27 protein-coding genes and 1 tRNA gene are annotated in these 25,813 nt (G+C 63.8%); 14 read left to right on the forward strand and 14 right to left on the reverse strand.

Annotation, left to right across the window (positions count from 1 at the left end):
* The first annotated feature begins 115 nt into the window (after positions 1–115).
* Positions 116–1,327, forward strand: a complete 1,212-nt coding sequence (gene apbC, locus BLP76_RS04050; protein ID WP_092809743.1) for an iron-sulfur cluster carrier protein ApbC — start codon at positions 116–118, stop codon at positions 1,325–1,327.
* A gap of 3 nt (positions 1,328–1,330) precedes the next feature.
* On the opposite strand, the gene BLP76_RS04055 is transcribed toward apbC, so the two are convergent.
* The 3 genes from BLP76_RS04055 to moaA form a co-directional block, all read right to left on the reverse strand.
* The gene (locus BLP76_RS04055) at positions 1,331–2,548 is read right to left on the reverse strand and encodes a multidrug effflux MFS transporter (RefSeq protein ID WP_092809745.1); all 1,218 of its coding nucleotides are present in this window, start codon (positions 2,546–2,548) and stop codon (positions 1,331–1,333) included.
* Between the two features lie 74 nt (positions 2,549–2,622).
* Positions 2,623–3,543 carry a DMT family transporter gene (locus tag BLP76_RS04060; RefSeq protein WP_092809747.1) on the reverse strand — a complete coding sequence of 307 codons (921 nt, stop codon included), beginning with the start codon at positions 3,541–3,543 and terminating at the stop codon, positions 2,623–2,625.
* Between the two features lie 69 nt (positions 3,544–3,612).
* On the reverse strand, positions 3,613–4,602 hold the full coding sequence (gene moaA / locus BLP76_RS04065) for a GTP 3',8-cyclase MoaA (RefSeq protein ID WP_092809749.1): 990 nt from the start codon (positions 4,600–4,602) through the stop codon (positions 3,613–3,615).
* 228 nt (positions 4,603–4,830) lie between these two features.
* On the opposite strand from moaA, the gene BLP76_RS04070 reads away from it, so the two are divergent.
* A complete protein-coding gene (locus tag BLP76_RS04070) occupies positions 4,831–5,187 on the forward strand; it encodes a gamma-butyrobetaine hydroxylase family protein (RefSeq protein ID WP_092810150.1) in 357 nt (118 codons plus the stop codon).
* A gap of 86 nt (positions 5,188–5,273) precedes the next feature.
* On the opposite strand, the gene BLP76_RS04075 is transcribed toward BLP76_RS04070, so the two are convergent.
* A complete protein-coding gene (locus tag BLP76_RS04075) occupies positions 5,274–5,876 on the reverse strand; it encodes a L,D-transpeptidase (protein WP_092809751.1) in 603 nt (200 codons plus the stop codon).
* 246 nt (positions 5,877–6,122) lie between these two features.
* Between BLP76_RS04075 and purU the strand changes: the two genes are divergently transcribed.
* Positions 6,123–6,980, forward strand: coding sequence for a formyltetrahydrofolate deformylase (gene purU, locus BLP76_RS04080; protein ID WP_092809753.1), 858 nt, complete (start codon positions 6,123–6,125; stop codon positions 6,978–6,980).
* Between the two features lie 32 nt (positions 6,981–7,012).
* Here the strand turns inward: purU and BLP76_RS04085 are convergent, their stop codons facing one another.
* From BLP76_RS04085 to gph, 3 genes are all read right to left on the reverse strand, one after another.
* Positions 7,013–7,633 carry a hypothetical protein gene (locus tag BLP76_RS04085; protein WP_092809755.1) on the reverse strand — a complete coding sequence of 207 codons (621 nt, stop codon included), beginning with the start codon at positions 7,631–7,633 and terminating at the stop codon, positions 7,013–7,015.
* A 170-nt stretch (positions 7,634–7,803) separates the two neighbouring features.
* Positions 7,804–7,878: transfer RNA gene (locus tag BLP76_RS04090), tRNA-Val, on the reverse strand.
* 52 nt (positions 7,879–7,930) lie between these two features.
* Positions 7,931–8,623, reverse strand: coding sequence for a phosphoglycolate phosphatase (gph, locus tag BLP76_RS04095; protein WP_092809757.1), 693 nt, complete (start codon positions 8,621–8,623; stop codon positions 7,931–7,933).
* Between the two features lie 221 nt (positions 8,624–8,844).
* Here gph and BLP76_RS04100 point away from each other — a divergent pair, with 221 nt between their 5' ends.
* Complete coding sequence (locus BLP76_RS04100; RefSeq protein ID WP_200170540.1) at positions 8,845–9,468, forward strand: Crp/Fnr family transcriptional regulator; 624 nt, start codon at positions 8,845–8,847, stop codon at positions 9,466–9,468.
* Positions 9,469–9,559: 91 nt separating this feature from the next.
* Complete coding sequence (gene cowN, locus BLP76_RS04105) at positions 9,560–9,847, forward strand: N(2)-fixation sustaining protein CowN (protein ID WP_092809761.1); 288 nt, start codon at positions 9,560–9,562, stop codon at positions 9,845–9,847.
* A 212-nt stretch (positions 9,848–10,059) separates the two neighbouring features.
* On the opposite strand, the gene BLP76_RS04110 is transcribed toward cowN, so the two are convergent.
* Positions 10,060–10,965 (reverse strand): DMT family transporter, encoded by a 906-nt coding sequence (locus tag BLP76_RS04110; RefSeq protein ID WP_092809763.1) that lies wholly within the window; start codon positions 10,963–10,965, stop codon positions 10,060–10,062.
* Between the two features lie 169 nt (positions 10,966–11,134).
* Here BLP76_RS04110 and BLP76_RS04115 point away from each other — a divergent pair, with 169 nt between their 5' ends.
* Positions 11,135–12,004, forward strand: a complete 870-nt coding sequence (locus tag BLP76_RS04115) for a helix-turn-helix domain-containing protein (RefSeq protein WP_092809765.1) — start codon at positions 11,135–11,137, stop codon at positions 12,002–12,004.
* Between the two features lie 3 nt (positions 12,005–12,007).
* Here the strand turns inward: BLP76_RS04115 and BLP76_RS04120 are convergent, their stop codons facing one another.
* Positions 12,008–12,934, reverse strand: a complete 927-nt coding sequence (locus BLP76_RS04120; RefSeq protein WP_092809767.1) for a LysR family transcriptional regulator — start codon at positions 12,932–12,934, stop codon at positions 12,008–12,010.
* 142 nt (positions 12,935–13,076) lie between these two features.
* Between BLP76_RS04120 and BLP76_RS04125 the strand changes: the two genes are divergently transcribed.
* Together BLP76_RS04125 and BLP76_RS04130 are read left to right on the forward strand one after the other, a co-directional pair.
* Positions 13,077–14,096 carry a zinc-dependent alcohol dehydrogenase family protein gene (locus BLP76_RS04125; protein WP_092810152.1) on the forward strand — a complete coding sequence of 340 codons (1,020 nt, stop codon included), beginning with the start codon at positions 13,077–13,079 and terminating at the stop codon, positions 14,094–14,096.
* Positions 14,097–14,310: 214 nt separating this feature from the next.
* Positions 14,311–15,249: an alpha/beta hydrolase gene (locus BLP76_RS04130; RefSeq protein WP_092809769.1), complete on the forward strand. Its 939-nt coding sequence runs from the start codon at positions 14,311–14,313 to the stop codon at positions 15,247–15,249.
* A gap of 112 nt (positions 15,250–15,361) precedes the next feature.
* Here the strand turns inward: BLP76_RS04130 and hemB are convergent, their stop codons facing one another.
* A complete protein-coding gene (hemB, locus tag BLP76_RS04135; protein ID WP_092809771.1) occupies positions 15,362–16,348 on the reverse strand; it encodes a porphobilinogen synthase in 987 nt (328 codons plus the stop codon).
* A gap of 68 nt (positions 16,349–16,416) precedes the next feature.
* Complete coding sequence (locus BLP76_RS04140) at positions 16,417–17,256, reverse strand: AraC family transcriptional regulator (RefSeq protein ID WP_092809773.1); 840 nt, start codon at positions 17,254–17,256, stop codon at positions 16,417–16,419.
* 199 nt (positions 17,257–17,455) lie between these two features.
* On the opposite strand from BLP76_RS04140, the gene rpiA reads away from it, so the two are divergent.
* From rpiA to BLP76_RS04160, 4 genes are all read left to right on the forward strand, one after another.
* Entirely contained in the window at positions 17,456–18,148 is a 693-nt protein-coding gene (gene rpiA, locus BLP76_RS04145) for a ribose-5-phosphate isomerase RpiA (RefSeq protein WP_092809775.1), read from the forward strand.
* A gap of 73 nt (positions 18,149–18,221) precedes the next feature.
* Positions 18,222–18,785 (forward strand): DUF2059 domain-containing protein, encoded by a 564-nt coding sequence (locus BLP76_RS04150; protein WP_139163682.1) that lies wholly within the window; start codon positions 18,222–18,224, stop codon positions 18,783–18,785.
* Positions 18,786–18,881: 96 nt separating this feature from the next.
* Positions 18,882–20,285 carry a glutathione-disulfide reductase gene (gor, locus tag BLP76_RS04155; protein WP_092809779.1) on the forward strand — a complete coding sequence of 468 codons (1,404 nt, stop codon included), beginning with the start codon at positions 18,882–18,884 and terminating at the stop codon, positions 20,283–20,285.
* A 93-nt stretch (positions 20,286–20,378) separates the two neighbouring features.
* Complete coding sequence (locus tag BLP76_RS04160; protein ID WP_170130387.1) at positions 20,379–21,044, forward strand: tyrosine-protein phosphatase; 666 nt, start codon at positions 20,379–20,381, stop codon at positions 21,042–21,044.
* 65 nt (positions 21,045–21,109) lie between these two features.
* Here the strand turns inward: BLP76_RS04160 and BLP76_RS04165 are convergent, their stop codons facing one another.
* Positions 21,110–21,739 (reverse strand): LysE family translocator, encoded by a 630-nt coding sequence (locus tag BLP76_RS04165; RefSeq protein WP_092809783.1) that lies wholly within the window; start codon positions 21,737–21,739, stop codon positions 21,110–21,112.
* A 151-nt stretch (positions 21,740–21,890) separates the two neighbouring features.
* Positions 21,891–23,105 (reverse strand): MFS transporter, encoded by a 1,215-nt coding sequence (locus BLP76_RS04170; protein ID WP_092809785.1) that lies wholly within the window; start codon positions 23,103–23,105, stop codon positions 21,891–21,893.
* A gap of 168 nt (positions 23,106–23,273) precedes the next feature.
* Between BLP76_RS04170 and BLP76_RS04175 the strand changes: the two genes are divergently transcribed.
* Positions 23,274–23,858: a gamma-glutamylcyclotransferase family protein gene (locus tag BLP76_RS04175; RefSeq protein WP_092809787.1), complete on the forward strand. Its 585-nt coding sequence runs from the start codon at positions 23,274–23,276 to the stop codon at positions 23,856–23,858.
* A 104-nt stretch (positions 23,859–23,962) separates the two neighbouring features.
* The gene (locus tag BLP76_RS04180; protein ID WP_092809789.1) at positions 23,963–24,310 is read left to right on the forward strand and encodes a DUF4440 domain-containing protein; all 348 of its coding nucleotides are present in this window, start codon (positions 23,963–23,965) and stop codon (positions 24,308–24,310) included.
* A gap of 190 nt (positions 24,311–24,500) precedes the next feature.
* Here BLP76_RS04180 and BLP76_RS04185 read toward each other — a convergent pair whose 3' ends face one another.
* Entirely contained in the window at positions 24,501–25,697 is a 1,197-nt protein-coding gene (locus BLP76_RS04185) for a carboxylate-amine ligase (RefSeq protein WP_092809791.1), read from the reverse strand.
* Positions 25,698–25,813: the final 116 nt, after the last annotated feature.

Below are 25,813 nucleotides of genomic sequence, written 5' to 3' on the forward strand. Positions count from 1 at the left end.
GATCGCAGCGTGTGGCATTTGAACTTCGGGCGAGGGGGCAATATGTCAACGGCAGGCCCGCCGGACGAAACCGCCGGCTTAAATGCACCACCGCTTAAGCGGTTGAAGGATGGCAATGCCCGAGACCACTCCCACGATTACGAAAGACGTCGTCTTCGATGCGCTCCGCCGCGTCAAAGGCCCCGACCTCGAAAGCGATATCGTCACTCAGAAACTCGTTTCCGATCCGATCATCTCGAATGGCAAGGTGATCGTGTCGATCACGGTGCCGGCGGAGGCCGCAGCACATCTGGAGCCTTTGCGCCAGGCGGCCGAAAAGGTCATCTCGGACCTGCCCGGGGTGGAGCGCGCCATGGTGGCCCTGACTGCGGAGCGACGGCCGGGCCAGGGTATGGTGCAGAATGCGATGCCTCAGACGGCAGCTTCACGCAGTGCTCCGCCACGGCCGCAATCCGCCCCGCAGCAACCCGCCCAGCCGCAGCGTGCGCCGGGCCAGGCGCCGCAGCAGCCGCAAAAAGCGGGGGTTCCCGGCGTCAAGGCGATCATCGCCGTGGCGTCGGGCAAGGGCGGCGTCGGCAAATCCACGACCGCCGTCAATCTCGCTCTCGGCCTCAAGGCGAACGGGCTTCAGGTCGGCATCCTCGATGCCGACATTTACGGGCCCTCATTGCCGCGCCTTATGGGCATCAAGGGCAAGCCGGAATCAGTGTCGGAGCGCATCCTGAAACCGATGGAAGGCTATGGTCTCAAGGTGATGTCGATGGGCTTCCTCGTGGAGGAAGAGACCCCGATGATCTGGCGCGGGCCGATGGTCATGTCCGCCTTGACCCAGATGCTGCGTGAGGTCGCCTGGGGCGAACTCGACACGCTCGTCGTCGATATGCCTCCCGGAACCGGCGACGCGCAGCTCACGATGGCTCAGCAGGTGCCGCTCGCCGGTGCCGTCATCGTATCGACACCGCAGGATCTCGCCCTCATCGATGCCCGCAAGGGTCTCAACATGTTCAACAAGGTGAACGTGCCGGTGCTCGGCATCGTGGAGAACATGAGCTATTTCCTGTGCCCGCATTGCGGCGAGCGTTCCGACATTTTCGGACATGGCGGGGCCGAACACGAGGCGGAACGCATCGGCGTGCCCTTCCTCGGAGCCGTGCCCCTTCACATGGATATTCGCGAAACCTCAGATCAGGGCCGGCCGATCGTTGCCTCCGAACCGCAATCGGAGCATGCGCGCATCTATCGCCATATTGCCGATGCCGTCGTGAAGCGCCTCAACGTGGAAAAAGCCGCGGGCGTCCGTCAGGCCCCGAGAGTGGTGGTGGAATAAAAGCTAGCGAACGATCCGAAACAGGATCACGGAGAAGGCGAAAGCCGCGACCGCGCCCGTCAGCATGACGGCCGAGAGGGGCAGGGCCGACATGCCGCCGGCGAGCACGGCTCCTGCGATCGCCGAAGAGATCGCGCCCGAACCGATCTGCGTCGCGCCCTGGAGCCCGGCGGCCGTGCCGGCGATTTCCGGGCGCACGCTGATGGCGCCGGCAATCGTGCTCGGCAGGACGAGGCCGTTGGAAATGCCGCCCACGCACATCGGCAGAAAGAGGGCGGGCGCGCTCAGATGGCCGCTCGCGATGAGAGCGAGAAGCACGAGCTGGGCGATGAGGAGAAGGCTGGACCCGGCGAGCGTCATCCGCCGGACTCCGACCTTTTCGGCAAAGCGGCCGGAGAGAAAATTGCCGAAGGCATAGCCGATCGAGAGGACCGCAAACCAACTCCCATAGGCAATTGGAGACAGTCCGAGGATCGTGCCGGCCACATAGGCGCCGCCGCCCAGAAAGGCGAAGAAGACCGACGTCGCAAGGCTCGATACGGCGGTGTAGACGAGGAAGGCGGGTTCCTTGAGAAGGTAGCCGAAATCCCGAAACAAGGTGGCAAAGGCGATCCGCTCGGTCCGCGCGTGATGGGTCTCGCTGACGTCGCGCCAGGCGAGCGCGAGGACCAAGGCTCCGAAAATCGTCAGCATGACGAACTGCGCCCGCCAGCCGAAATTCTGTTGCAGAAGACCGCCGAAGAGCGGCGCCACCATCGGCGCCATCGCAAGCCCCATCGTGACATAGCCGATGACGCTTGCGGCTTTGCGTCGATCGTAGAGGTCGCGCACGATGGCGCGGGCCAGAACGATGCCGGTACAGCCGCCGGCGGCCTGCAGGACGCGGAGTGCGAGGAGGCTTTCAATGTCGTTTGCAAGGCTCGCCAGGGCGCTGGTGGCGGTGAAGATGCTGAGCCCGCTGAGAAGGACGGGCCTTCGTCCAAACCGGTCCGATAGCGGCCCGATCACGATCTGCGAAATTGCAACGGATGCCAGAAACAGGGACAGGACGAGCTGCACGGTGGCAAAGCTCGCGTGAAAGTCCTTCTCCAGTGCCGGCATGGACGGCACGATGACGTTGATCGCGAACGGGCTGAGCGTCGAGATGACGACGAGGCTCAGGAGGCTTGGCCGCCGTCTCTCAGGTGACAGGGCGGGGGCCTCGGATATTGAAGACGGCATAAGATCTCGGCGGAGGCGAGGGGAGGGGTGGATGACCCGATAGCATCCAACCGCGCCCGGCAGAAGGGGCGCGATCAGCGTGCCGGCGGTGCCGTCAGCGCTTTGCGGGCCTCCGAGGCCCCGACCTGGCGCTCCCGATAGAAGGTGTAGATGCCGGTCGCAATCAAGATGCCGGTGCCGATGAAAAGGAGCGGCCCCGGCCAATCGCCGAAGACGAGCACCTGCGCAAGCACCGCCCAGATCATGAAGGAATAGCGAAATGGCGCGACGACCGAGATGTCGCCGGTGCGCATTGCGGCGATGATCAGGGTGTAGCCCGCGACTGTGCACAGCCCGGAGGCGAAGATGGTGGCAAGCACGGCCGCATCGGGCATCACGGGCTCTTCGAAGAGCATGAGAAAGCCGCCGAAGAGACCGACGGAGATTGCGGCGGCCGTCGTGACGGCGAGCGTCGGCAGACCTTTAGGGAGTTGCTTGGAAGCGAGATCGCGTAGAACGACCGCGAAGACGCTAAGGAGCGCGACCAGCGACCAGATGTTGAAGCCGTCGAGGCCGGGCTGAATGACGAGGAGCGCCCCGCTGAAGCCGACCGCGATCGCAGTCCAGCGCCGCCGTCCGACGGTCTCGCCGAGAAAGAGTGCCGCACCCGCCGTGGTGGCGAGCGGCACGACCTGTAGGATCGCCGAGGCGTTGGCGAGCGGCAGCCGGAACAGGGCGGAGAGGTAGAGCCCCGCTGCCACGACCTCGCCCAATGTGCGCCAGATGAGCGTCTTGTGAAAAAGCAGGCTGCGGTTGGCGAAGGCGCCGCGGCGCACCGCGAGCACGATGACGATCGGCGACACGATCAGACCGCGCAGAAAAATGATCTCCCCGGTCGGCAGGTCGGCGCTCGCAACCTTCACCAGCGTATCGTTGACGATGAACGTCACCATCGCTGCGAGCATCAGGAGGATGCCGCGCTGGTTTTCGCTCGGCAGGGCAGGCACAGGCGGCATCGGGGGAAGGGCTTCTGGCGGGTTGATCGAAGCTAATGCTTAGGCGGCTTCTTAGGCCGCGACCAGGGCTCAGCCGCCCGTCATGCTCATATGCCTTGTAACCGCGGGACGGCGGTGGCGGCGATCGATGACGAAATCGTGCCCCTTCGGCTTGCGGGTGATCGCCTCGTCGATGGCCTGCGCGAGGAGTTCATTGCCTTCAGAGGCGCGCAGCGGTGCCCGCAGATCGGCGGCATCTTCCTGGCCGAGACACATGAACAGCGTTCCGGTGCAGGTCACCCGCACGCGATTGCAGCTTTCGCAGAAATTATGCGTGAGCGGGGTGATGAAGCCGAGCCTGCCGCCCGTTTCCTCGACCTCGACATACCGCGCCGGACCGCCGGTCTTGTAGGGGATGTCCGTCATCGTGAAGCGTTCTGAAAGCCGCTCGCGCACCGTGGAAAGCGGCAGATATTGCTCTGTGCGATCACCTTCGATCTCGCCGAGCGGCATCGTCTCGATGAGCGTCAGATCCATGCCCTGGCCATGGGCAAAGCGGATCATCTCCGGGATTTCGTGTTCGTTGACGTCTTTCAGCGCGACGACGTTGAGCTTCACCTGCAGCCCTGCGTCCTGCGCCGCCTTGAGGCCGGCCATGACGCGGCTGAGATCGCCCCAGCGTGTGATGGCTTTGAACTTGTCGTGATCGAGCGTATCGACCGAGACGTTGATGCGGCGCACGCCGAGTGCTGCGAGATCGTGCGCGTAACGGTCCAGCTGCGAGCCGTTCGTCGTCAGGGTCAGCTCTTCGAGCCGCCCGGTGGTGAGATGGCGCCCGAGTGCCTCGATCAGCCACATGATGTTGCGGCGGACCAGCGGTTCCCCGCCGGTCAGACGCAGCTTGCGGACGCCTTTGGCGATGAAGGCGGTGCACAGACGCTCCAACTCCTCGAGCGACAGGAGATCCCGCTTGGGCAGGAAGGTCATGTCCTCGGCCATGCAATAGACGCAGCGGAAATCGCAGCGATCGGTCACCGAAACGCGCAGATACGAGACCGTGCGCCCGAATGGATCAATCATCGGCGATGTCTCTGACGTAGGCTCAAGGAGAGCGCTGGTCGCAAGATTGGAGTGTTGCGCGATGGGGTTCACTAACGCCTCATTGTTCCGTTTGCCTGCCTCGCACTTGCCGATGGTTTCGGCACATGCTGTTGGCAAGCCTTTGTCCCCCCCATATAGACGAGAATGTAACGGCGCTGGCGGCTGCGTCAAATGCCGTGCGGCTCCGCAACCCATGAAGGAGGCATGATGGCCGAACCCTGGCCGACCGAAATCCGTCTGAAGAAGGACCGGCACATGCTGGCCGTCAGTTTTGCGAGCGGTGAGACGTTCGAGCTGCCGGCGGAATATCTGCGGGTCTTTTCACCCTCCGCCGAGGTGCAGGGGCATTCGCCATCCGAACGCAAGCTCGTCTCGGGAAAGGCCGACGTGATGGTGATCGAAGTCGAGCCGATCGGCAATTACGCCGTCCGTCTGCATTTTGACGACCTGCACAACAGCGGCATTTTCACGTGGTCCTATCTCTACCGGCTTGGACAGGACTTTGGCTCCCTGTGGGCGGGCTATCTGGAAGAGCTTTCCGAAAACGGTCTCTCCCGCCGCTGAATGGGCAGGTGGGGTTTTTCTCAGAGCTTGAAACGAAAACGGCCGGCGCAGGCGCCGGCCGTCGATAAATCGTGTCGTGAAGCGCGTTAGCGGCGCACGACCACCTTCGTGCCGACATTGACCCGTTCGTAGAGGTCGGTGACGTCGTCATTGGTCATGCGAATGCAGCCCGAAGAGACCGCGGTGCCGATCGTCCAGGGCTCGTTCGAGCCGTGGATGCGGTAGTAGGTGTTGCCGATGTAGAGAGCGCGGGCGCCGAGCGGATTGTTGGGGCCGCCCTCCATATGCGCGGGCAGGCCCGGCTGACGCTTGCGCATGGCCGGCGGCGGCGTCCAGCCCGGCCATTCCGCCTTGCGCGTGACGCGGTGCGTGCCGGCCCACTGGAAGCCCTCGCGGCCGACGCCGACGCCGTATTTCAGCGCCTTGCCGTTATCCATGACGTAGTAGAGGCGGCGTTCGCCCGTATCCACGATGATCGTATTCGGGCCGTAAGGACCGGTGTAATCGACGACCTCACGCTGCACCGGGGATTTGCCATGGTGGCGCGCACCCGGGCCGAAGCTCAGCCATTGCTTGGAAACGGGATCAAAAAATCTTGCCGTCGGCTGCGCCGAGGCGTTGGCAGCAAAAGAAACGGCGCTAACAAGCGCCACAGCGACCGCAGTCGCAAGTAATCCAAACTTTCTCATTACCGTCCCCGGAAAGGCTGGCGAGTTGATGTGTCACTTTAACCTCTGTGTCGAATCGCTCTCAAAAGGCAAGCACCGGGCGGCCCGCGGTGCGGCGCCTTGACGCTTTTGCGAACGTATGTGGCTCGCCTGCCACGCCCGACCCCGGGCATCGTCGGCAAGCCTTCCCACCGCGCCGCCAGCAGCGCGTCTTGCGCTGCCGCAATTGATTGCTAAAGCAACCTCAGCTGAGCCAACGGACAGGTCATGGCCGATTTCATCCTCACCTTCTCCTGCCCCAATCGTCCGGGCATCGTCGCAGCCGTCGCAACGTCGCTCGTCTCCAGCGGTTACAACATTCTGGAGGCGCAGCAATTCGATGACGCCGAAACCGGCCACTTCTTCATGCGGGTTCTCTTCAACCCGGTGCTGGAGGGGGCCGACATCGAAGAGTTTCGCGAAAAGCTCGCGGAGATCGGCGAACGCTTCGAAATGGAGATGACGCTGCGCGACCGCAGCGAGAAGCCGAAAGTCATGCTTCTGGTCTCCAAATTCGACCATTGCCTGGCCGACCTTCTCTATCGCTGGCGGATCGGGGAATTGCCGATGGAGATCACCGCCATCGTCTCCAACCATCCGCGCGAGGCCTTGCAGCTGCCGGAGCTCGACGAGGTGCCGTTTCATCATCTGCCGGTGACGGCCGCGACGAAGCCCGAGCAGGAGGCGAAACTCTGGAATCGGATCGAAGAGACGGAGACGGAGTTCGTCGTTCTCGCCCGCTACATGCAGGTGCTTTCAGACGAGCTGTCGAGCAAGCTCGCGGGGCGCTGCATCAACATCCATCATTCGTTTCTGCCGGGCTTCAAGGGCGCCAAACCGTATCATCAGGCGCATGAGCGGGGCGTGAAGCTGATCGGGGCAACGGCGCATTTCGTTACGCCCGACCTCGACGAGGGGCCGATCATCGAGCAGGACGTGGAGCGCATCTCGCACCGCCACACCCCGGCCGATCTCATCGCCAAGGGCCGCGACATCGAACGTCGGGTACTCGCACGGGCGCTGCACTATGTGCTTGACGACCGCGTCATCATTTCCGGGCGAAAGACGGTGGTCTTCTACGACTAAGCGGTCTTCTCCGATTAGGCGGTCTTCCAGGTTTAGAGGGAATCCTGCAGCAGTTGCTCGATCTTGCGTCGCTCGCGGCGCGAGCGGATTTGCTGCGATCCGCTGGTCGTCGGGCAGATTTGGATGTCGTCGTCCGTGTGCCTGATCTCGAAGGTCCGGCGGGCCCCTGCGAGAAGATCGTCGGCGCCATAGACGATCACAGCCGTCAGCTCGAGAGACCGGACCGAGGCGACCCATTTCTCGTCCGATCCCAACCCCTCGTTGTCGCCGATCGTCAAAATCAGGTCGTGGAACGTGCCGATGTCGAGATATTCGCCTGGTTTCAGCGGCCCTTGCTTCATGCGCGAGCGAGGATCGGAGTCGAGGCCGTCGCCGAGGTCGCGGAGGTCCGTCAGCTCCTGCCGGTAGGTCCCATCGTCGGTGGTGACGAAAGCGATGAGGCTCGTCAGGTAGATCGCTTCTGAGCTCATATTGCTGATCAGGCAGCGGGCTTCCGTGCCGAGACTGCCACCGCGGTTGATCAGCACGGTCGAGCGCCAGCGGCGCCTGTAGGCGACGAGCAAAAGCTGCAGGTAGACGAACCAGACGAGCAGCATGAGCAGGCTCGTCAGGGCCGACAAAGCGCCGGAATATTGCTGGACCCATGACCACATGCGCGCCGAAATTAGGCGACACGTGTCGGAGGTCTAGAGCAGGGACGTCCGTTCTTTGCTGAGACGTCGCATCACTTGCTATTCATCGTCTCTCTGCGAGATCGCGCGCAAAGGCCTGAAGACAGCGCCCTGAAGAGAGCACCTGAAAGATAGCGAATGAGCCGGAAAAATGGTGGGCGCGACAGGGATTGAACCTGTGACCCCTGCCGTGTGAAGGCAGTGCTCTCCCGCTGAGCTACGCGCCCGACTCGAAGCAGCGATTTGGCACGGAGCCGCGCCGCGGTCAAGCCGGCGTGCTCATTCCACGGCTGCCGATCCACTGCCCGTTTCAAGAAGCCTTGCGGCGAGCTCGGGTGTGAGTTGCGCATAGCTGTCGATGATCACGTCGGGACGAAGCTCAGCCATCGGTTTCGTGGTGTAGCCGAAGGGCACGCCGATGACCGGAACGAAGGCCGCTCGCGCCGCCGCGATGTCGGCCGCCGAATCGCCGACCATCAAGGCCGCATCCGGTTTGCCGCCCGCGGCTTCGATCGTCTCAAGGAGGTGGGCCGGATGGGGTTTGCGCTTGCTGACCGAATCGGCGCCGAGCACCGCCTGAAAGCGGCCGAGCAGCCCGAGCTGATCGAGAAGCAGCTTCGACATGCCGACGCGCTTGTTGGTGCACACGGCAAAGCTCCAGCCGACGGCATCGAGCGCGTCGAGCGCGCTCACAAGTCCTGGAAAGGGCCGGCTGTCGACGCAGATATTTTCTTCGTAATGGGCGAGGAAGACCTCCAGCAATCGGTCGAGCTCTTGCGCATCGACCTTGCGCCCCGAGAGCTTCAAACCCTCCTCGATCATGGCCCGCGCACCGCGCGAGATGCAGGGCATGATGCGTTCGCGCGGGGCTGGTGGCAGGCCGCGCCCGCCCAGCACATGGTCGAGCGTGGCAAGAAGGTCGGGGGCGGTGTCGACGAGAGTGCCGTCGAGATCGAAGACGATGAGGGCCATGGCGTCGGGCTAGCCGAGGCGCGAGGCGGGTGCAAGGAGGAGGGCAAGGCCGAGCCCTTGTCGGGTGTGGCGAATGGCCGACATTGCGGGGCTTGTTGAGGTGGTGTGATATCTTGCCAAATCCGCCGTTGCTCTCCCGTTGGGAGCGAACGGAAGGTCTTGGGTCGCCCGAGCCTGGCGCGACGACCGGCATGAGGAAAGACCGGCATGAGGGGGTGTGCGTGACCGATCAACCATTGTCCGCGCATTGGCTCGACCGGCTCGAAAACGGTCACCGGCGCCGTTATGGCGCAGGCACCACGATTTCGTATCCCGACGCGGGGACGGACCAGCTCTTCGTGCTCAAGACGGGTCTGGCGCGCATCTGCCTCAACGGCGCGACGAAGGCGCTGACGCTCTCCTATCTGCGTCCCGGCGGCATCTATGTGACGCATACGCGCGCCTGGGTGGAGGCGCTTGAGGATTGCGAGATCGTGAGCTGGCCGGTTCGCGAGATGCTGGCACTTGTCTCCCGCCATCCGGAGCTCGGTGTGGAGGCTCTGCGCGATATCGGCCAGGTGCTCGCGGGGGCTCTCGACCTGATCGAGGATCTCGCCTTCCGGCCGGTCGAATCGCGGCTTGCCCGTTTTCTGCTTCTGGAAAGCGCCAGGCAGGCAAGCGCCCGCATCCGCCTCATCGATCATACGGAAGCGCTGGCGAGCGCTCTCGGCACCTCGCGCCAGACGCTGTCGACGCTCGTCAACAAGCTCATCCGCGACGGCATCGTCATCCGTGACGGGCGCGATCACCTCCTGATCCTCGATCGGCCGCGGCTTGAAGAATTGAGCGCGCTGTCGCCCGGCTGACAGCGCGGCGCCCGCGCCTGCCCTATGATACGGCGCTCTGACTCGGGGGAACGGCCTTTTTCGGAAGGCCAGGGGAGAGGATCAGCAGACGATGGCCAGTCAAGCCGCCGATCGCGGCGACCGTTACGTGAGTTTTCTGGGGCTCGATTGCGATGCCAAGGCGGACGCCATGATGGCGATGCTGTCGGACGCGATGCGCACCAGCAGCTCGCAATGGGTCGGCTATTTCGAGCAAAAACTCGCCGAGAACCACAAAATGGGCCGCGACAACCTCTATTTCGTCGGCAGCCAGGTGAACGCGCTCTCCGCCTTCTTCGAGGAGGAGGGCGACGAGGAGGCGCTGTCGCTCCTCTCCGAGCTGGAAGACAAATGCTGCTGAACGGGCGGGGGTGAGTTTTTGGGGCTGACGCCGTCGGCGCCGCGCATGAGGCTATCCGCAGGGCATGAGGTTGTACGCCGGCGCCGGTCGATGACTGCTCTCGCCTGACCTCTGGAGTCGATCGACCGACGGCGTAGGTCGGCTATGCGCCCAAACGAGACGATTAGATCTCGATTTTTTGTCTCGTAAGCGGGCGTTATTGTCGGTTCTTTCTAGACCTTCGCAGGGGGGACCACGGATTTATCGCGTCGAGGCCAAATCGCGAAGACGAGGAGATTGCCGATCAGGATCAACACAAGCCCAGCGCCCGCCAGCGGCGTCACGCGGTAATCTTCGGCAAAGACGGAGATCGTCAGGGCTACCACGGGGAAGAGGACGGTCATATAGGCGGCCCGCTCGGGGCCGAGGCGATGGACGACCATGAGATAGGCCGTGAAGCCGATCACCGAGCCAGGGATCGCGAGATAGACGAGCGATCCGACATAGACCGGCGAGGGATCGAACTCGAAAGGAACGCCTTGCACGAAGGCGACCAGGGACACGATCGCGGCACCGTAGAGCATTGCCCAGGCGTTCACCGAAGCGACCTCCAACCCGTTGCCCTGGTTGCGGGCCGAAACGAGATTGCCCGCCGAAAAGAGCCATGTCCCAAGAAGCGCTAGAGCGAGGCCATAGGCTGTATCCGCGCTGAACTTGGCCCCTGTCACCGTTTCCGAGAACAGGCAGGCAATGCCCGCGACGCCGAGCATCGCGCCGCCGAGGACGCGACCTTCTGGGCGGCGGCGATAAAGAAGGAACACGTTGGCCATGTTGAAGATCGTAGCCGCCGAAAATACTACTGAAACAAGTCCGCTCGGCATGAATCTCGTCGCTGTGTAGAAGCACAGGAAATTACATGAGAAAAGAAGCGCGCCCTGAAGAAGGACGAAAGGCTGCTGGCGCACAGGGATCAGCTGGAGACGGCGCGTGACAGCGAGCACCACGAACAGCACCGATCCAGCCAGCGCGAAGCGATAGGCGATCGAGGCCTCGACCGGAACGGGTCCGAGCTGGTTTGCGATCGCGATCCAGGTGGTCCCCCAGATGAGGACGGTCAGGGCATAGAGAAAGGCGGTCACGGTCCGATCCTGCAGGTGTCGTCTTGGAGTTCTAAGAGACACCGAGAGGCCGATCTGCGCTTCCACGATCCGGCGGCGCCGTTGCACGATCTTGGGCTTTTCTTGGCGTGGTGTTGCGTCTGCTTCCAGAGCCCGTCATTAATGAGCGTCATCACCCAGACGGTCACCAATGGAACAACCCTCACCCAGTGTCGCCGACGCCCTTGCCCGCACCGGGGCGCGGCTTGAGCGAGCGGGCACGGTCGGGCGCGGCATCTCGCTCGCCGAATGGAGTAATCGCGGCAGCGAGACACATTATGACCGCCCTGGACATCACACGCTCAGCGTCTATCTGACGGGCGGGGAACGTGTAGTGAGGGAGGACCTCCGTCTGTCCGGCGGCGCGCCGGACAAGCTCTGTCTCCTGCCTGCGGGGCACGAGAGCCGCTGGCACATCGGCGGCCCGGTGCGCATGTTCCATCTCTACCTCGAACACGAGGCGCTGGCCTACCGTGCGCTCACGGCCTTCGATGTCGACCCTCGCCGGATCGACCTTCGCGATACGACCTTCAGCGACGATCCGGCGATGGCGGCAATAGTGCGTGGCGCGGTACTGCCGCTCGACTGGACGGAGCCAGGCGAGCACTCGGCGCTCGACGCTGCCTGCCACGTCCTGGTCCATCGCCTGTTGCGCCAATACGTGGACCGGGACGGGGCGGTCGGTGGCGGCCTGTCTCCCGCGACACGGGCACGGATCGGCGATCTGATCGAAGCGCATCTCGGCGAAACATTGACTCTCGATCGAATGGCCGAGGAAGCGCGGCTCAGCACGTTCCACTTCGCCAAGATGTTCCGGGTCAGCTTCGGGCTGCCACCTCATCGCTACATCGGCGCCCGCCGGATCGAGCGTGCGAAACTTCTCCTGCGCTTGAAAGAGTTGCCGCTCGCGAACATTGCCCTTTCCTGTGGCTTCTCCTCGCAAAGCCACTTCACGCGCGCCTTTAAGTCGGCGACAAGCATGACGCCGGGTGAATGGCAACGAGGTCAACGATTGCAATAATTGTCAGTCTCGTCCGGTTACGCCCCACCCCGGATCCGTCCCGAGTTTGATGAAGTCGATGAAGACTCGCAACACAGCCGGCATCCGAGTTCGATTTGAATAATAAAGATAAAAGCCTGGCAGCTCCTCGCCGTAATCGGCCAGGACCCGCAGCAGTTCGCCGCGTTTGAGATGCGGCGCGACGAAGTCTTCGGGCAGGAAGGCGAGGCCCATTCCCTGCAGGGCTCCTGCGAGCAGGAGATCGGTATCGTTGGTGGTGAAGGCGTTCTCGACCGCGATCGTTTCCGAGGCCCTGCCGGCCCCCTCGAAGCGCCACGGTAGAAGGGCGCCGCTTCCCGCAAATCGATAGCTGAGGCAGCGGTGGCGGGAAAGGTCCCGTGGCGTCTTTGGCGGTGGGTGCGCAGCAAAGTAGTCCGGCGAGCCGACCACGGTCGTCAGGATGTCCGGCGTCAGGCGCACCGCGATCATGTCCCGGTTCACTTCGCCGCCGATGCGCACGCCGGCGTCGAAGCCTCTTGCCACGATATCGGTGATCTCGTTGTCGATCACGAGGTCGAGCTCGACCCCCGGAAAGGCCGCAGCGAAAGCACCGAGGCGCGGCATCACCACCAGCTTGGCCGCGATGCTCGGCAGATTGATCCGCACGACGCCCTTGGGTTGCGATTGGTAGGCGCCTGTCTCGCGAAGGGCGGCGTCCATCTCAGCAAGGGTGGGTTCGATGCGGGCGTAGAGGCCCTGGCCCGCCTCCGTCGGCGCGACACTGCGTGTCGTACGGTTGAGGAGCCGGACGCCCAGTCTTTCCTCCAGCGAGCGAACGGCGCGGCTGAGGGCGGAGGGCGATAGCCCGAGCCGCTTGGCGGCGCGGCGAAAATTCCGCTCTTCCGCCACCAGTGCGAAGGCACGCAGCTCGGCAAACTCGCTTGGCGTCATTGTGCATTCCCGCGCAACAAATGATGCCGGATTAACACTATTTTTCTGCACGATGCCAGGATGCACATTCCCCTCAACACCGGAGCGCACCGATCGCCGATCGATCGGGCGGCCTCCGGCTCCGACCAACGAGGATATGAGCATGACGGAAATGCAGCGCTGGGAAATCGATGCGGTCGGGCTTGATCGACTGCAACTGCACGAACGTCCGATGCCGACGCCCGGCATTGGCGAGATACTCGTGCGGACGGAAGCCGTCGCATTGAACTACCGCGACAAGATGGTGGTCGAAACCGGGCGCGGCCTGCCGCTCCGCTTCCCCTTCACGCCGGGATCGGATCTCGCCGGCGAAGTCGCAGCTCTCGGCGAGGGAGCCTGTCGGTTCGCTGTCGGGGACCGGGTCGTCTCGACACCGACGCCGGACTGGATCGACGGCCTTCGTCCCGGCACGGCCCGCACTCCCGCCTACCAGACGCTTGGTGGATATTATCCGGGCGTGCTCGCCGAATATGTCGCAATGCCGGAAGTCTGGTTTGCGAAGGCACCCAAAAGCCTCGAACCATGGCAAGCGGCGACGCTGCCGGTAGCCGGGCTGACGGCGTGGTCGGCGCTCGCGGAAAGTGTAAGGGTGCGCGCAGGCGACACTGTGCTGATCCCCAGCACCGGAGGTGTCGCACTGTTTGGTCTGCAGATCGCCAAGGCAAGCGGCGCGGAGGTCATCGTCTGCGGCCAGCCCAACAATGAAGCGCGGGTGCGCGCTCTGGGCGCGGATCACTTCGTGAATGCCGGTGCGGAAGACTGGATGGATGAGGTCTACCGGATCACCAGCGATCGCGGCGCCGATATCGTCCTGGAGGTGATCGGCGGGGCGCATCTCGGCCAATCGGTCGAGCTTGCCGCCGTGGGCGGCCATGTCTGTCAAATCGGCGCTCTTGATGGCTTCGAATTCAGCTCCGCCGCAATGCCCCTGATGCTGAAGAACGTCACCATTCACGGCATTGGAACAGGCAGTCGCAGCGCGCTGGAGCGCCTCGTGCGGGCGGTGGACCGCGCCGGCATCCGCCCGGTGGTGGACGCACGATATCCGCTCGCCGAATTGCCCGCCGCTTTCGCGCATCTCGCTCGCGGTCCCTTCGGCAAGGTGGTCATCGACATGCGGTAGCACAGTGACGAATCAGCCGCCGCGCAGGACCTTCACACACGTCCGCTTGGAAATGACCCGTCACGGGCAGAAACGACAGGGAACCGGTCGGGTGCGATATGGCGGCTTTCCGCCATACCGCCCTGAAAGCCGCCGGTCCTTTTTCGGCCCGAGTCGGTCATTGCCGCGTAAGTGCGAAGCGCTGACAGGCATCCGCGAGCTACTTACGAGTACCATGCGCCTTTTCTCTATTTTTTCCCTGCTTTTTCCCGCGATGGCGATGGCCGAACCCGTTCATATCCCCGGGCCGCAGGGGCCGCTCGAAGCGGAACGGACCGCCGTCGACGCGGCGACGGACGCCGTCGTCATCATTCCGGGATCTGGGCCCACGGACAGGGACGGGAATTCCCCGCGGATGGGCGTTTCAACGGATGCCTACAAGTTGCTGGCCGAAGGGCTGGCCGAGCGTGGGATCGCATCGCTGCGCATCGACAAGAGGGGTTTTTACGGCAGTGCCGAGGCCATTGCCGATCCGAACGACGTCACCATCGAGGCTTATGCCGACGATGCCCGCAACTGGGTGGATTATGCGTCCAGCCTGGCTCCTTGCGTGTGGATCGCGGGGCACTCCGAAGGCGGGCTGGTGGCCCTCGTGGCGGCACAGGAGGCGCCCAAAAACCTTTGCGGCCTCATTCTCCTGGCGAGCTCGGGACGACCGATCGGAGACTTGATGATCGAGCAATTTGCGGCCAACCCGGCCAATGGCCCTCTGATGCCCGAGATCAGGGCGATCGTGACCGATCTCAAGGCCGGCCGAAGCCGCGATCCGGCTTCTTTGCCGCCCGTTCTGCAACCGCTCTTTTCCGCAGGCGTGCAGCGCTACATGATCGACCTGTTTTCCTATGATCCCGTGACTGTCGCCGCAAACTGGCAAGGCCCCGTGCTGATCGTTCAGGGCGACGACGACATGCAGGTTCGCCCGCGCGATGCCGATCTGCTCGAACGTGCCATGCCGCAGGCGCAGCGCATGGACCTTGCCGGCGGCACGCATATGCTGAAGGCCTCCGTGAAGGGGGATCCGTTTGCCACATACACGGATCGCACTCTTCCGCTTCACGAAGAGCTTGTGCCTGGCATCGTCCGCTTTCTGGATGAAATGTCGAAGCCGCACTGACGGCTGCGGGCTCATAGCGGCCGGCTGGCCTGGGCCGGCCTGGCTCCGTGAAGGAAGCGGTCTCTGCCGCTGCCCGTCTGCCGCTACCCGTCTGCCGGAACGCATGCGTCGCCTATGAAGCGCTGACCCATCCTTCCCGCAAAGCCTGGCGGGCGTAATAGCTGATGATGAGGTCGGCTCCCGCGCGCTTCATCGCCAGCAGGCTCTCATGCACGCTCGCAGCCTCATTGAGGGCGTCGGCATCGGCCGCGAAGCGGATCATCGCGTATTCGCCGCCGACCTGGTAGCAGACGAGGGGCAGGAGGGTACGCTCGCGCAGGCGCGTCAAAACGTCGAGATAGGGCAGACCCGGCTTGACCATGAGCATGTCTGCGGCCTCCGCCTCGTCGATGAGGGATTCCAAGAGCGCCTCGCGCCCATTGGCGGGGTCCATCTGGTAGGCCCGGCGGTCGCCGACGAGATCGCATCCCGCCGCGGCCCGGAAGGGACCGTAGAAGGCAGAGGCGAATTTCGAGGAATAGGCGAGGATCGGCGCCTCTGGGTGGCCGCCTTCGTCGAGCCCGCGCCTGATGGCGGCGATCTGTCCGTCCATCATGGCGGAGGGAGCGACCATATCGGCGCCCGCCTCCACGGCGACGAGCGCCTGGCGGGCGAGATTTTCAAGCGTCGCATCGTTGTCGACGCCGTTGGGGCCATAGACGCCGCAATGGCCGTGGTCTGTGTATTCGCAGAAGCAATTGTCGGTGATGACCACAAGCTCCGGCACTTCGCGCTTGGCAGAGGCCACCATCCGCGCCATCAGACCGTCGGGGTTCCAGGTGTCGCTGCCCTCGGCGTCCTTGTGGTGCGAGATGCCGAAGAGGATGACGGCCTTGACGCCGTCTTCGGCAATCGCGTTGATCTCCCGCGCCAGCGATTTTTCCGGCACGCGGTGGATGCCTGGCATCGTCGGAATCGCCACCGGCTCGGAAATCCCTTCTTCGACGAGGAGGGGATAAATGAGGTCGTTGGCCGAGATGTGCGTTTCTTGAACGAGAGAGCGCAGGGGCGCGGAATGACGAAGCCGGCGCTGTCGTCTCAAAGGGAAAATGGCGGACATGATCCTCTCCGAAAAGAGCGGAATCTATGCTTCGACGCTATGTCGCGCGTCGCGAGTTTTGCCAGATTCTACGCCGGATCGGACAGCGCTGGATCGGACAGCGCCGGATGCGATCCGATTGCCGGTGATGTGCCATCGTCGAAATAGCGGCTCGGCTTTTCGCCCATGATGTCCCGGAACATCGCCGCGAAGGCGCCGGGGGTCTCATAGCCGAGATCGGCGGCGACGACGCCGACGGCTTCACCCGCCGCCAGACGCGGGATGGCGGAGAGCGCGCGCACCTGCCTGCGCCATATGAGGAAGCTGCTGCCGAATTCGCGCTTGAACAGGCGGGCAAGCGTTCTGGAGGAGGCGCCGACCTCTGCCGCCCATTCCTGAAGGCTGCGCGTGTCGCCTGGCCGATCGACAAGTGCGCGGCAGATTGCAGCAAGTCGCCTGTCCCGCGGCATCGGCAGATGGGGAAGCCCGTCATCCACCCAGGCGATTTCGTAGAGCACCAGATCGAGAACCCGTCGGTCGGGCTCGCTCGGCGTCTCGGCGAGAGGCATCGCCACCACACGCAGGATAAGCTCGCGCAGGAGGGGGGAGACGCGCACCGTCTGCGGCTCCTGCGGGAAGCGGGGCGGGCAGGCGTCGCGCGCGATAAAGAGCGTGCGCAGCGAGACGGCACCGCGGGCGCGCATCTCATGGACGATGCCGGCCGGCATCCACACCGCCCGCTGCGGCGGCACCAGCCACAGCCCGTCGGCGGTCGCGACCTCCATGGTCCCTGCGCTCGCATAGATGAGCTGGGCGCGCGCGTGGCTGTGAGAGGCGATGTGCAGACCCGCCGGATAGTCTTTCGGCATCCCGACGATGGCTTGCGGGGAGACCTGATAATCGGCCGGATCGGTGCTCTTTTGTGTCATGCCGCCGGCTTACTAGCACAGCTCTTTCGGCCCGGCAGCCGGTGCTGCGGCGCCCCGCAGGCTCCTCGCTTGAGGTTGATCGCTTGAGGCCGTGGGTTGTCATCCGATAGGCTCTGGCGCAAACGGGTCGCACGACAGGATCCAATAACGGCGCGGCGGACTGAACGCGCTTTGAAGATAAGCGGCAGGCGGGGCAACAATGACGGATGATCTGAAACGCCAGGCGGCCGAGGCGGCCATTGAGTTTGTCGAGGACGGCATGAAGCTCGGCCTCGGCACGGGGTCGACGGCGAGCTGGTTCGTAAAACTTCTGGGCGAGAAGGTTCGCGCCGGCGTGAATGTCGTCGGCGTGCCGACATCGGAGGCGACAGCCAAACTGGCGCAGGACGAGGGGATTGCGCTCACCTCCCTCGACGAGATCGACCGGCTCGATCTCACCGTCGACGGCGCCGATGAGATCGGCCCGGATCTTGCCCTGATCAAGGGCGGCGGCGGCGCGCTGTTGCGTGAGAAGATCGTGGCAGCCGCCTCCGCGCGCATGCTCGTCATCGCCGATGCCGGCAAGCATGTCGAAAATCTCGGGGCTTTTCCTCTGCCGATCGAGGTCGTGCGCTTCGGCAAAAAGGCGAGCGAAAGGGCCGTTGCGGAGCTGATTTCGGAGCTTGGCCTCAGCGCAGAACTCGCCTGGCGCATACGCGGCGGAGAGCTTTTTGCAACCGACGAAGGCCATGTCATCATCGATGCATCTTTTGGCCTCATTCCTGATCCAGAGGCGCTCGCGCGCGGCCTGTCGGAGATCCCCGGCGTCGTGGAGCACGGGCTCTTTCTCGACCTGGCCGAGACGGCGCTGATTGCCACGCCCGAGGGTGTTAAGAGGCTCACCCGCGCGTGATGCGGGCGTGACGTCGCCCGGCTTTTCCGTTATCGACGGCATCCAACGCGCCGTCACACATCAGGAGTTCTTCATGTTTCGGCTTTCCGCGCTTTGCCTGCTGCTGCTCGGGGCGGTGGTCCCAGTTTCTCCCGCTGCAGCCCAGGACGCGAACCCGGCCCCGGCGACCGGCGCGCCGGCCGAACCTTCGGATGCGCAGATGGAGCTTGCCCGCAAGGTCCTGTCGGCCTCCGATCTGTCGCGCAGCTTCGACGAGATCCTTCCCGAGGTCGCAGACCAGGCGAAGATGACGCTCATCCGCTCCAATCCGCAGATGCAGCTCGGCATCATCGAGATCGTCGACCAGGTGGCGCTCGATATGGTCGACCGCCGCGCGGAGCTTGAGAAGCGGCTGGCGCGGATTTGGGCGATCAATTTCACCGAAGGCGAGCTCAACGATCTTCTCACCTTCTTTGAAACGGATACGGGCGAGAAATTCACCGGCACGCTCGTCGGCCTTTTGAGCGCTCAGGTTTCCGTGAGCCAGGCCTGGGCCAAGGAGATCGGCGACGAGATGCTGCGCCGTTCGACGCAGAAGCTGCAGGAAATCTCCAAGAACGAGGCGAAGAGCCTGCAGGGCGAGACGACTCCGCAATGAGCGGAGACGCGTGAAGCGACACGCGTGCGCTGGTACGCGTGAGCGGATGCGGCGAGGACGCTCGCCGACCGACCAGGAAAACAAACGGGATTTGCGATGACTGAGCGGCGCTACGACTACGACCTTTTCGTGATCGGAGCCGGCTCAGGCGGGGTCCGCGCGGCCCGCCGCGCGTCCGAAGCCGGCGCACGCGTGGCCGTCGCGGAGGAAAGCCGCGTCGGTGGCACCTGTGTCATCCGCGGCTGCATCCCGAAGAAGTTTCTGGTCTATGCCTCGCAATTCGGTGAGGCCTTCGAAGACGCCGTCGGTTACGGCTGGTCTTACGACAAGGCGAGCTTCGACTGGCCCACGCTGATTGCCAACAAGGACCGCGAGATCGCCCGCCTTGAAGGCGTCTATCGCAGCAATCTCGAAAAATCGGGCGTCGAACTGATAAATGACCGCGCGGTTCTCGCCGGCGGTCATGAGATTGAGCTGAAGCGCACCGGCACCACGGTCTCGGCTGAACGGATTTTGATCTCTACCGGCGGCAGGCCCAATCCGCACAGGGCGCTGCACGGGCATGAGCTCTGCATCACCTCCGACGAGGCTTTTGAACTTGAAAAGCTGCCGGAGAAGGTCGTCATCGCTGGCGGCGGCTACATCGCGGTGGAATTTGCCGGGATCTTTGCCACCTTGGGCGTGGAGACGACTATCCTCTATCGCGGCAAGGAGATCCTGCAGCGCTTCGATATGGATCTGAGGCGCCTTCTGCATGCGGAATACGAGAACAAGGGCATCCATATCCGCTGCCAGGACGTGCTCGGCCGCATCGAGCGAAAGAGCGATGGCTGGCTGCGCGGGACTTTTCTGGGGGGCGATTGTTACGACGCCGAACAGATCATGCTCGCCGTCGGCCGCCTGCCGAACACCGAGGGGCTTGGGCTTGAAAAGCTCGGTATCCGCCAGGACAAGCGCGGGTCGATTTGCGTCGACGAATATTCGAAGACCAATGTCGAATATGTCTGGGCGATCGGCGATGTGACCGACCGCATGCAATTGACGCCGGTCGCCATCCACGAGGCGATGTGCTTCGTCGATACGGTCTTCTGCGGCCGCCCGACAAAACCCGATTACGGCAGCGTAGCCACGGCCGTCTTCTCGCAGCCGGAGCTCGGCACCGTCGGCATGACGGAAGACCAGGCCCGCTGCGACATCGACAATCTGGCGATTTATAAGTCGGTCTTCCGGCCCCTGAAGAACACGCTGTCGGGACGCTCCGAACGTATGCTGATGAAGCTCGTGGTCGATGCCGACACCGACAAGGTCCTGGGCGCGCACGTGCTCGGCCCGGATGCCGGCGAGATGGCACAGCTTTTGGGCGTTTCCGTCAAAATGGGTGTGACGAAATCCGATTTCGACCGCACCATGGCCGTGCATCCGACCGCGGCGGAAGAGCTCGTGACGATGTACAAGCCCTCCTACACGGTGCGCAAAGGCGAAGTGGTCGAGGCCGCGTAAGAGCACGCCGATCCCATCTTCCCGTCTCGTTCGCCGTAAGCTCCGCTTCAGGCAAGTGACATAAGAACGCCATCGACATCGATGGACGGCAGCATGGAACGGAAGACCGCGCACAAAACTGCGGGGATTGCGACGGCCGGGGAGGGCGAAGGCGGGATGACGAGATTGCCGAAACTTCGCCTGAGGGGCGCCTGGGGTCGGCGCCTGGGCGTTTTTTGCCTCGGGCTTTCGGTCCTCCTCTTGGGAGGCGCAGGCAGTTACGCCGGCTACACCTATCTCAACGACAATTTTCATGTGGTGAAGGCCGGGAGCCTTTATCGCTCGGCGCAGCCGACGCCGGAGCTTCTGGCGGAATGGAAGCAGCGCTACGGGCTGACGACGATCGTGAACCTGCGCGGCGCCAATCCCGGCGCCCCCTGGTACGAGGCGGAGAAGGCGGCAGCAGCTCGCCTCGGGCTTCGCCTCATCGATTACAGGATCTCGGCAAAACGCGTCCTGTCGGGTGAAGAGACCTCGGGGCTCGTGTCGCTCCTCGCCGGGCTGGACGGACCGACGCTCGTCCATTGCATGAGCGGCGCCGACCGCAGCGGCATCGCCTCCGCCTATTATCTCGCAAGTGTTAACAAGGCGGGAGAAGAGGAAGCCGAAAGCCAGTTGTCGCTCTGGTATGGCCATGTGCCGCTCTGGTTTTCGCCCTTCTACGCCATGGATATTTCCTTCGAGGCGGCAGAGCCGGGCTTCGGCTATCTCGATTCGTGAAGCCGGCGTCGGCGTATCGAAGAGGGCGCAAACCCACGCAACTTCTTACTTTGTAAGTCTGCGGCCTAGCTGTTCCGGGAGAGGGCGAGGCCAACGCCACTCGCCACAAACAGGCCGCCGGTCGTCTTATGAATGCGGCTCATCACCTTCCTGGAGAGTTCGAGGCCCTGCACCCATGCTCCAACGCAGCCGTAAAACAGCGCAACGGAAAACGCGACGAACGCAACAACCGCGACCATTCCGCCAAGCTGCGCGAAGCTGTTCCCCTCAAGCGAAAGAAACTGAGGAAACAAGGCTGTGAAGAAGGCGATCGCCTTGGGATTGCTGATGGCCACGGTAAAGCCGCTCAAGAAGAGTTTCCGACGGGCCGATTTGCACCGATCAGCGTCGGCGTGAACGTGAAGCCGGCGGGATGCGCTGCGCCAGATCTGAACGCCGACATAGATGAGATAGGCCGCTCCCGCGTATTTGAGAACGAGGAGGAGGCTGCCCGAGCTGGTAATCAGAAGTCCGAGCCCGACGGAGGCGGCGGTCGCCTGAAGCGTCGACGCCAGGGCGTTACCGAACGCCGTCGATATGGAGCGTAGCCACCCATGCGCCGCCCCGTGGGCAAACGCGACAAGTGTGCTTGGCCCGGGAACCAGGGAGACGCCCAGGACCGTAGCGGCGAAGATGATCCAGTCGTGCAAATCCATGGGAACCCCACCCCTCAGGGCTGCCGCCGCGGTCGATCATGCAGCGGGGCTCGGTTTCCTTCAACTGGCGCGAAATGTCCTGGGTGCTCGAAAAGCATTGATGCGATCGTTGACGGGGGAGCCATGGCGAGTTGGGCCGCCGGTGATGTCCTCAGCTGCGCAGCCTGAGCCGCACCGCGCTCCAGGTAGCCAACAGGCCGCCGAGGCCGAGAAGCGAGAAGGTGAGGCCCCAGGAGGTCGGCAGGGAGAGCGCCTGGCCGCGCGCCAGATCGAGCACGCTTCCGGCGGCCATCGGCGCAACGGCGCCCGCGCCGAAGCCGAGGAGGGAGCGAACGGCCAGCACCTTTCCGAGAATGCCGGGCGTCGTCGTCTCCGTGAGCGCGACAGTCAGCACCGGGGAATCGGCGATCGATGTTACTGCCTGCATCATGGCGAGCGTGATCAGGATTGCGAGCGGCGCGGCGACGAGCCAGCCGATCGAAAAGGAGAGCGCGGTCGAGAGCGCTGCGACGCCGACGAGCACACTCTTGCGGCCGAGACGGTCGGAGAGGCCGCCCATGGAGAAGGTGGCGCCGGAGGCGAGAAGGTGCATCGCCGCGATCAGCATGGCGCTCTGCCCGCTGGCGAGCCCGATGCCGTGGCCCGACAGCGCGAAGGCGGCGGCGAGAAGCGCCGGCATCCATGCCCAGCCGCCGAGAAGTTCCCAGCAATGGAAGACGTAACCGGCGGTCAGAAGCCGGGTTTCGCGCGCCCGCCAGATGGCATCGAAGAGGCCTTCGCCCTTCGGCCGTTTGTGGATGGTGTTCGACGTTTCTCTGAGAAGCAGGAGAATGAGGACGGCGCCGATCGCCGGCGTCGCGCCGCAGACGATGAAGGCGACCTGCCAGCCGCCGAGCGAGAGCGCGACCCCCGTCAGAGCGAGTGAGAAGGCATACCCGACGGACGTCGATCCGATGAGCCAGCCCATCGCCGTGCCGCGACGTCGGTCTGTCGACATCTCCGAAAACACCATGACCAGCGGCGTATAGATGCCGCCCTGAGCGAGCCCGTTGAGGGCGTAGAGCACGATGGCACTCGACCAGTCGCGGGCAAAGAGGCCGAAGGCGAGCGAGGTGATGCCGGTCGCAACCGCCGAGACCTGCACCATGCGTTTGGCGCCGAAATAATCGGAGGCCCAGGCGAAGAGGAAGAGCGAGACGGAATAGGACAGCGTAAAGGCGGAGACCACGGCACCGGCACGGGTGGCCGAAATGCCCCAGGCGCCCTGCAACACCGGGATCGAGGCGGCGCCGGTCATAAAGCTGGCATAGAGGAAGACGCGCGACAGGCAGACGAAGATCGTCCACCGTCCGACGGATTGGGCCATGGGTTGTCCTTGTTGCTGCCTCGGATATGCGGGAAGTCGCCGAGAGCATGCGGTCCGTATCTTTATCGCGACCTAAAGGGGAATGGCCGCATCGTCGAGACGGTCGCTTTCTCTTGCCTATATTAATTTCTCCGACTGTTTCTCATTGTTCGACAGAGGAGAGGCGCTGTGTTCACCTGTTTCGGCTACGGCTCACTCGTCAATGCCGCCACGTTGACCGCGGAGGTCGTCGCCGTGCCCGGCAAGCTCCTTGGCTGGCGACGGGCCTGGCGGCATTCCGGCGCCTCAAGTTATGGCGGCCGTTGCACCCTGACCGTAGTGCCCGACCCGGATTGCGAGATCTGGGGTGCGATCGTGGCTTTGCCGCATCAGGAGCGCCCGGCGCTCGACCGACGAGAGGCGCAATACGCCGTGGTGGCACCCGCCGAGGCGGCGGTGACCTGGCTTGCCGGCCGACCAGCGGGGTGGCCCGACCCGCATCTTTATGTCGGCCACGAAGAGTATGGGCGGCCGGGCGACGCCGACAATCCGATCATGCTGTCTTATCTCGACGTGGTGCTGTCGGGCTTTCATGCCGTCTACGGCGAGGCGGGAATCGCGCATTTCCTGGAGACGACGGCGGATTGGCAGGTGCCGATCCTCGATGACCGCACCGCCCCGCGCTATCCGCGCGCACTCGCTTTGGATGAGCGCGAACATGCGCTCGTCGACGAAGCCATCGCCGCCGCCGGTGCAACGAAGATCTCGCTTTAGTGTTATACACATAGAAGAACTTCTATGTTTGGAGGATCTTCTGTATAGAAGGTGATGCGGAGAGCTGGCCATAAGAGCCGGCCGAAACCTGGGAGGCATAGCCAATGATGGACGATGGAAAAGTCTGGTCCGGCGAGAAACGTTTCTGGCTGGAAGGGTCGGAGGCCTTCGACGCTCTTATGGACGACGAATGCCTGATGGTGTTTCCGGGTATGGGCGTGATGCCCGCGATGGAAACGCGCGATGCCCTGCGCCACGCACCGCGTTGGTCTTCGGTCGACTTCGCCGATTGCAAGATCGCCCGCCCCGACGCCGATACGTTGGTGCTCGCCTACAAGGCGGAGGGCCATCGTGACGGTGACACGCCGTACCGGGCCTATTGCAGCTCCACCTATCGCTGCCACGACCACAGATGGAAGCTCGTGCAGCACCAGCAGACGCCGTTGCGGTGACGGGCTGACACTCTTCTAGCGGAAAAGATCGCCTCCGGTGCGCACGCCTCTCCGTCATGGAGAGGATGAGCCCGGGGGCGAAAGGGTGAGAGGCGAGCGAGACCGGCAATCGCTGCTATCGGCGGCCTGCCGAAGCCGTTCGTGAGGTCTCGGCTTTTCACGATAAAGCCGGCTTGATGCCGGCACGCGTTCAGAGATTTGGTCGCGGCATGACCGACATTTCGGGTTTCTTGTCGCCAGGACGTGCCGGGCGGCAGCCGACCAGTGTTTCGGCCACGAGATGGTCGACGACGGCCTTCAGCGCCTCGTCTTCGCTGGCCCCGTCTTTCAGAGCCTTTTCGTAGGTGGCGATCTGCTTGTCGGCGCTGGTGCCGCCCGAGGCGATGGCACGGATGCGCTCCACCTCCGACGTGCAGCCGAAATGGTCGGCATCTTCGGCGATCAGATCGATCAGCTCGCCGACGAGATCGACGAACGGAACGACGGCGCCTCGGCCGAAATCGATGAGGTCCCCGGCCGCGCCGTGGCGCTGCGCGATCCAGCGGTTTTCCGCAATGAGTGCCATCGGATAATGCCGCCAGCGCTGGTTCTTGCGCCTCAAACGCCAGAGCATGCGGGCGAGGCAGCGGAAAGTGGCGGCGATCGCAATGGCATCGTCGAGGCGGGTGCACACATCGGTGATCCGCATCTCGATCGTCGGAAAGCGCACCGACGGGCGCAGGTCCCACCAGATCTTGGTCGCATCCTCGATGACGCCGGCGCCCGTCAGAACCGAGACGAAGCGTTCGAACTCGCCGAAAGACGAAAAACGCTCCGGCGGGCCGGACCGTGGCAAAGCATCGAAAACGGTGAGGCGGAAGGATTTGAGCCCCGCCTTGCGCCCTTGCCAGAAGGGCGAGGAGGTGGAGAGGCACAGAAGATGCGGCAGGAAATAGGCGAGCTGGTTGTGCAGGTCCATGCGCAGCTCGTCGTCCTCGACGCCCACATGCACATGCATGCCGCAGATGATGAGCCGCCGGCCGACGACCTGCAGACTTTCGGCGATTTCCCGGTAGCGCGGCTTGTCGGTGGCGCGCTGGTCCCGCCATTGGGCGAAGGGGTGTGTGGAGGCCGCCATCGGGGCGAGGCCGTATTTGTCGGCCTCCTCGGCGATCGTGCCACGAAGCTCGGCAAGGGCGGCGCGTGCGGCCGGAAGATCGGCGCAGACGGGCGTGCCGACTTCGATCTGGCAACGCAGAAATTCCGGCGCCACCGAATTGCCGTGAGTTTCCTGGCAAGCGGCAAGAAGTTCCGCCGGCGGATCGACGCACAAATCGCGACTCGTCTTGTCGACGAGGAGGTATTCCTCCTCGATACCGATGGTGAAGCGTGGTTCGTCGCGATCCATCCTTGGATTGTGCGGGCTCGCCGGCCGCTGCGCAAGCACAACCAATACGTTATACCGCGTATCGGCGTCGCGGGTCGCGATCGCTTGGGTTGACGCTCAAGGCCGAAGGGGCGATA

Origin of the sequence: Afifella marina DSM 2698 (assembly GCF_900102695.1) — a bacterium.
Lineage (GTDB): Bacteria > Pseudomonadota > Alphaproteobacteria > Rhizobiales > Afifellaceae > Afifella > Afifella marina.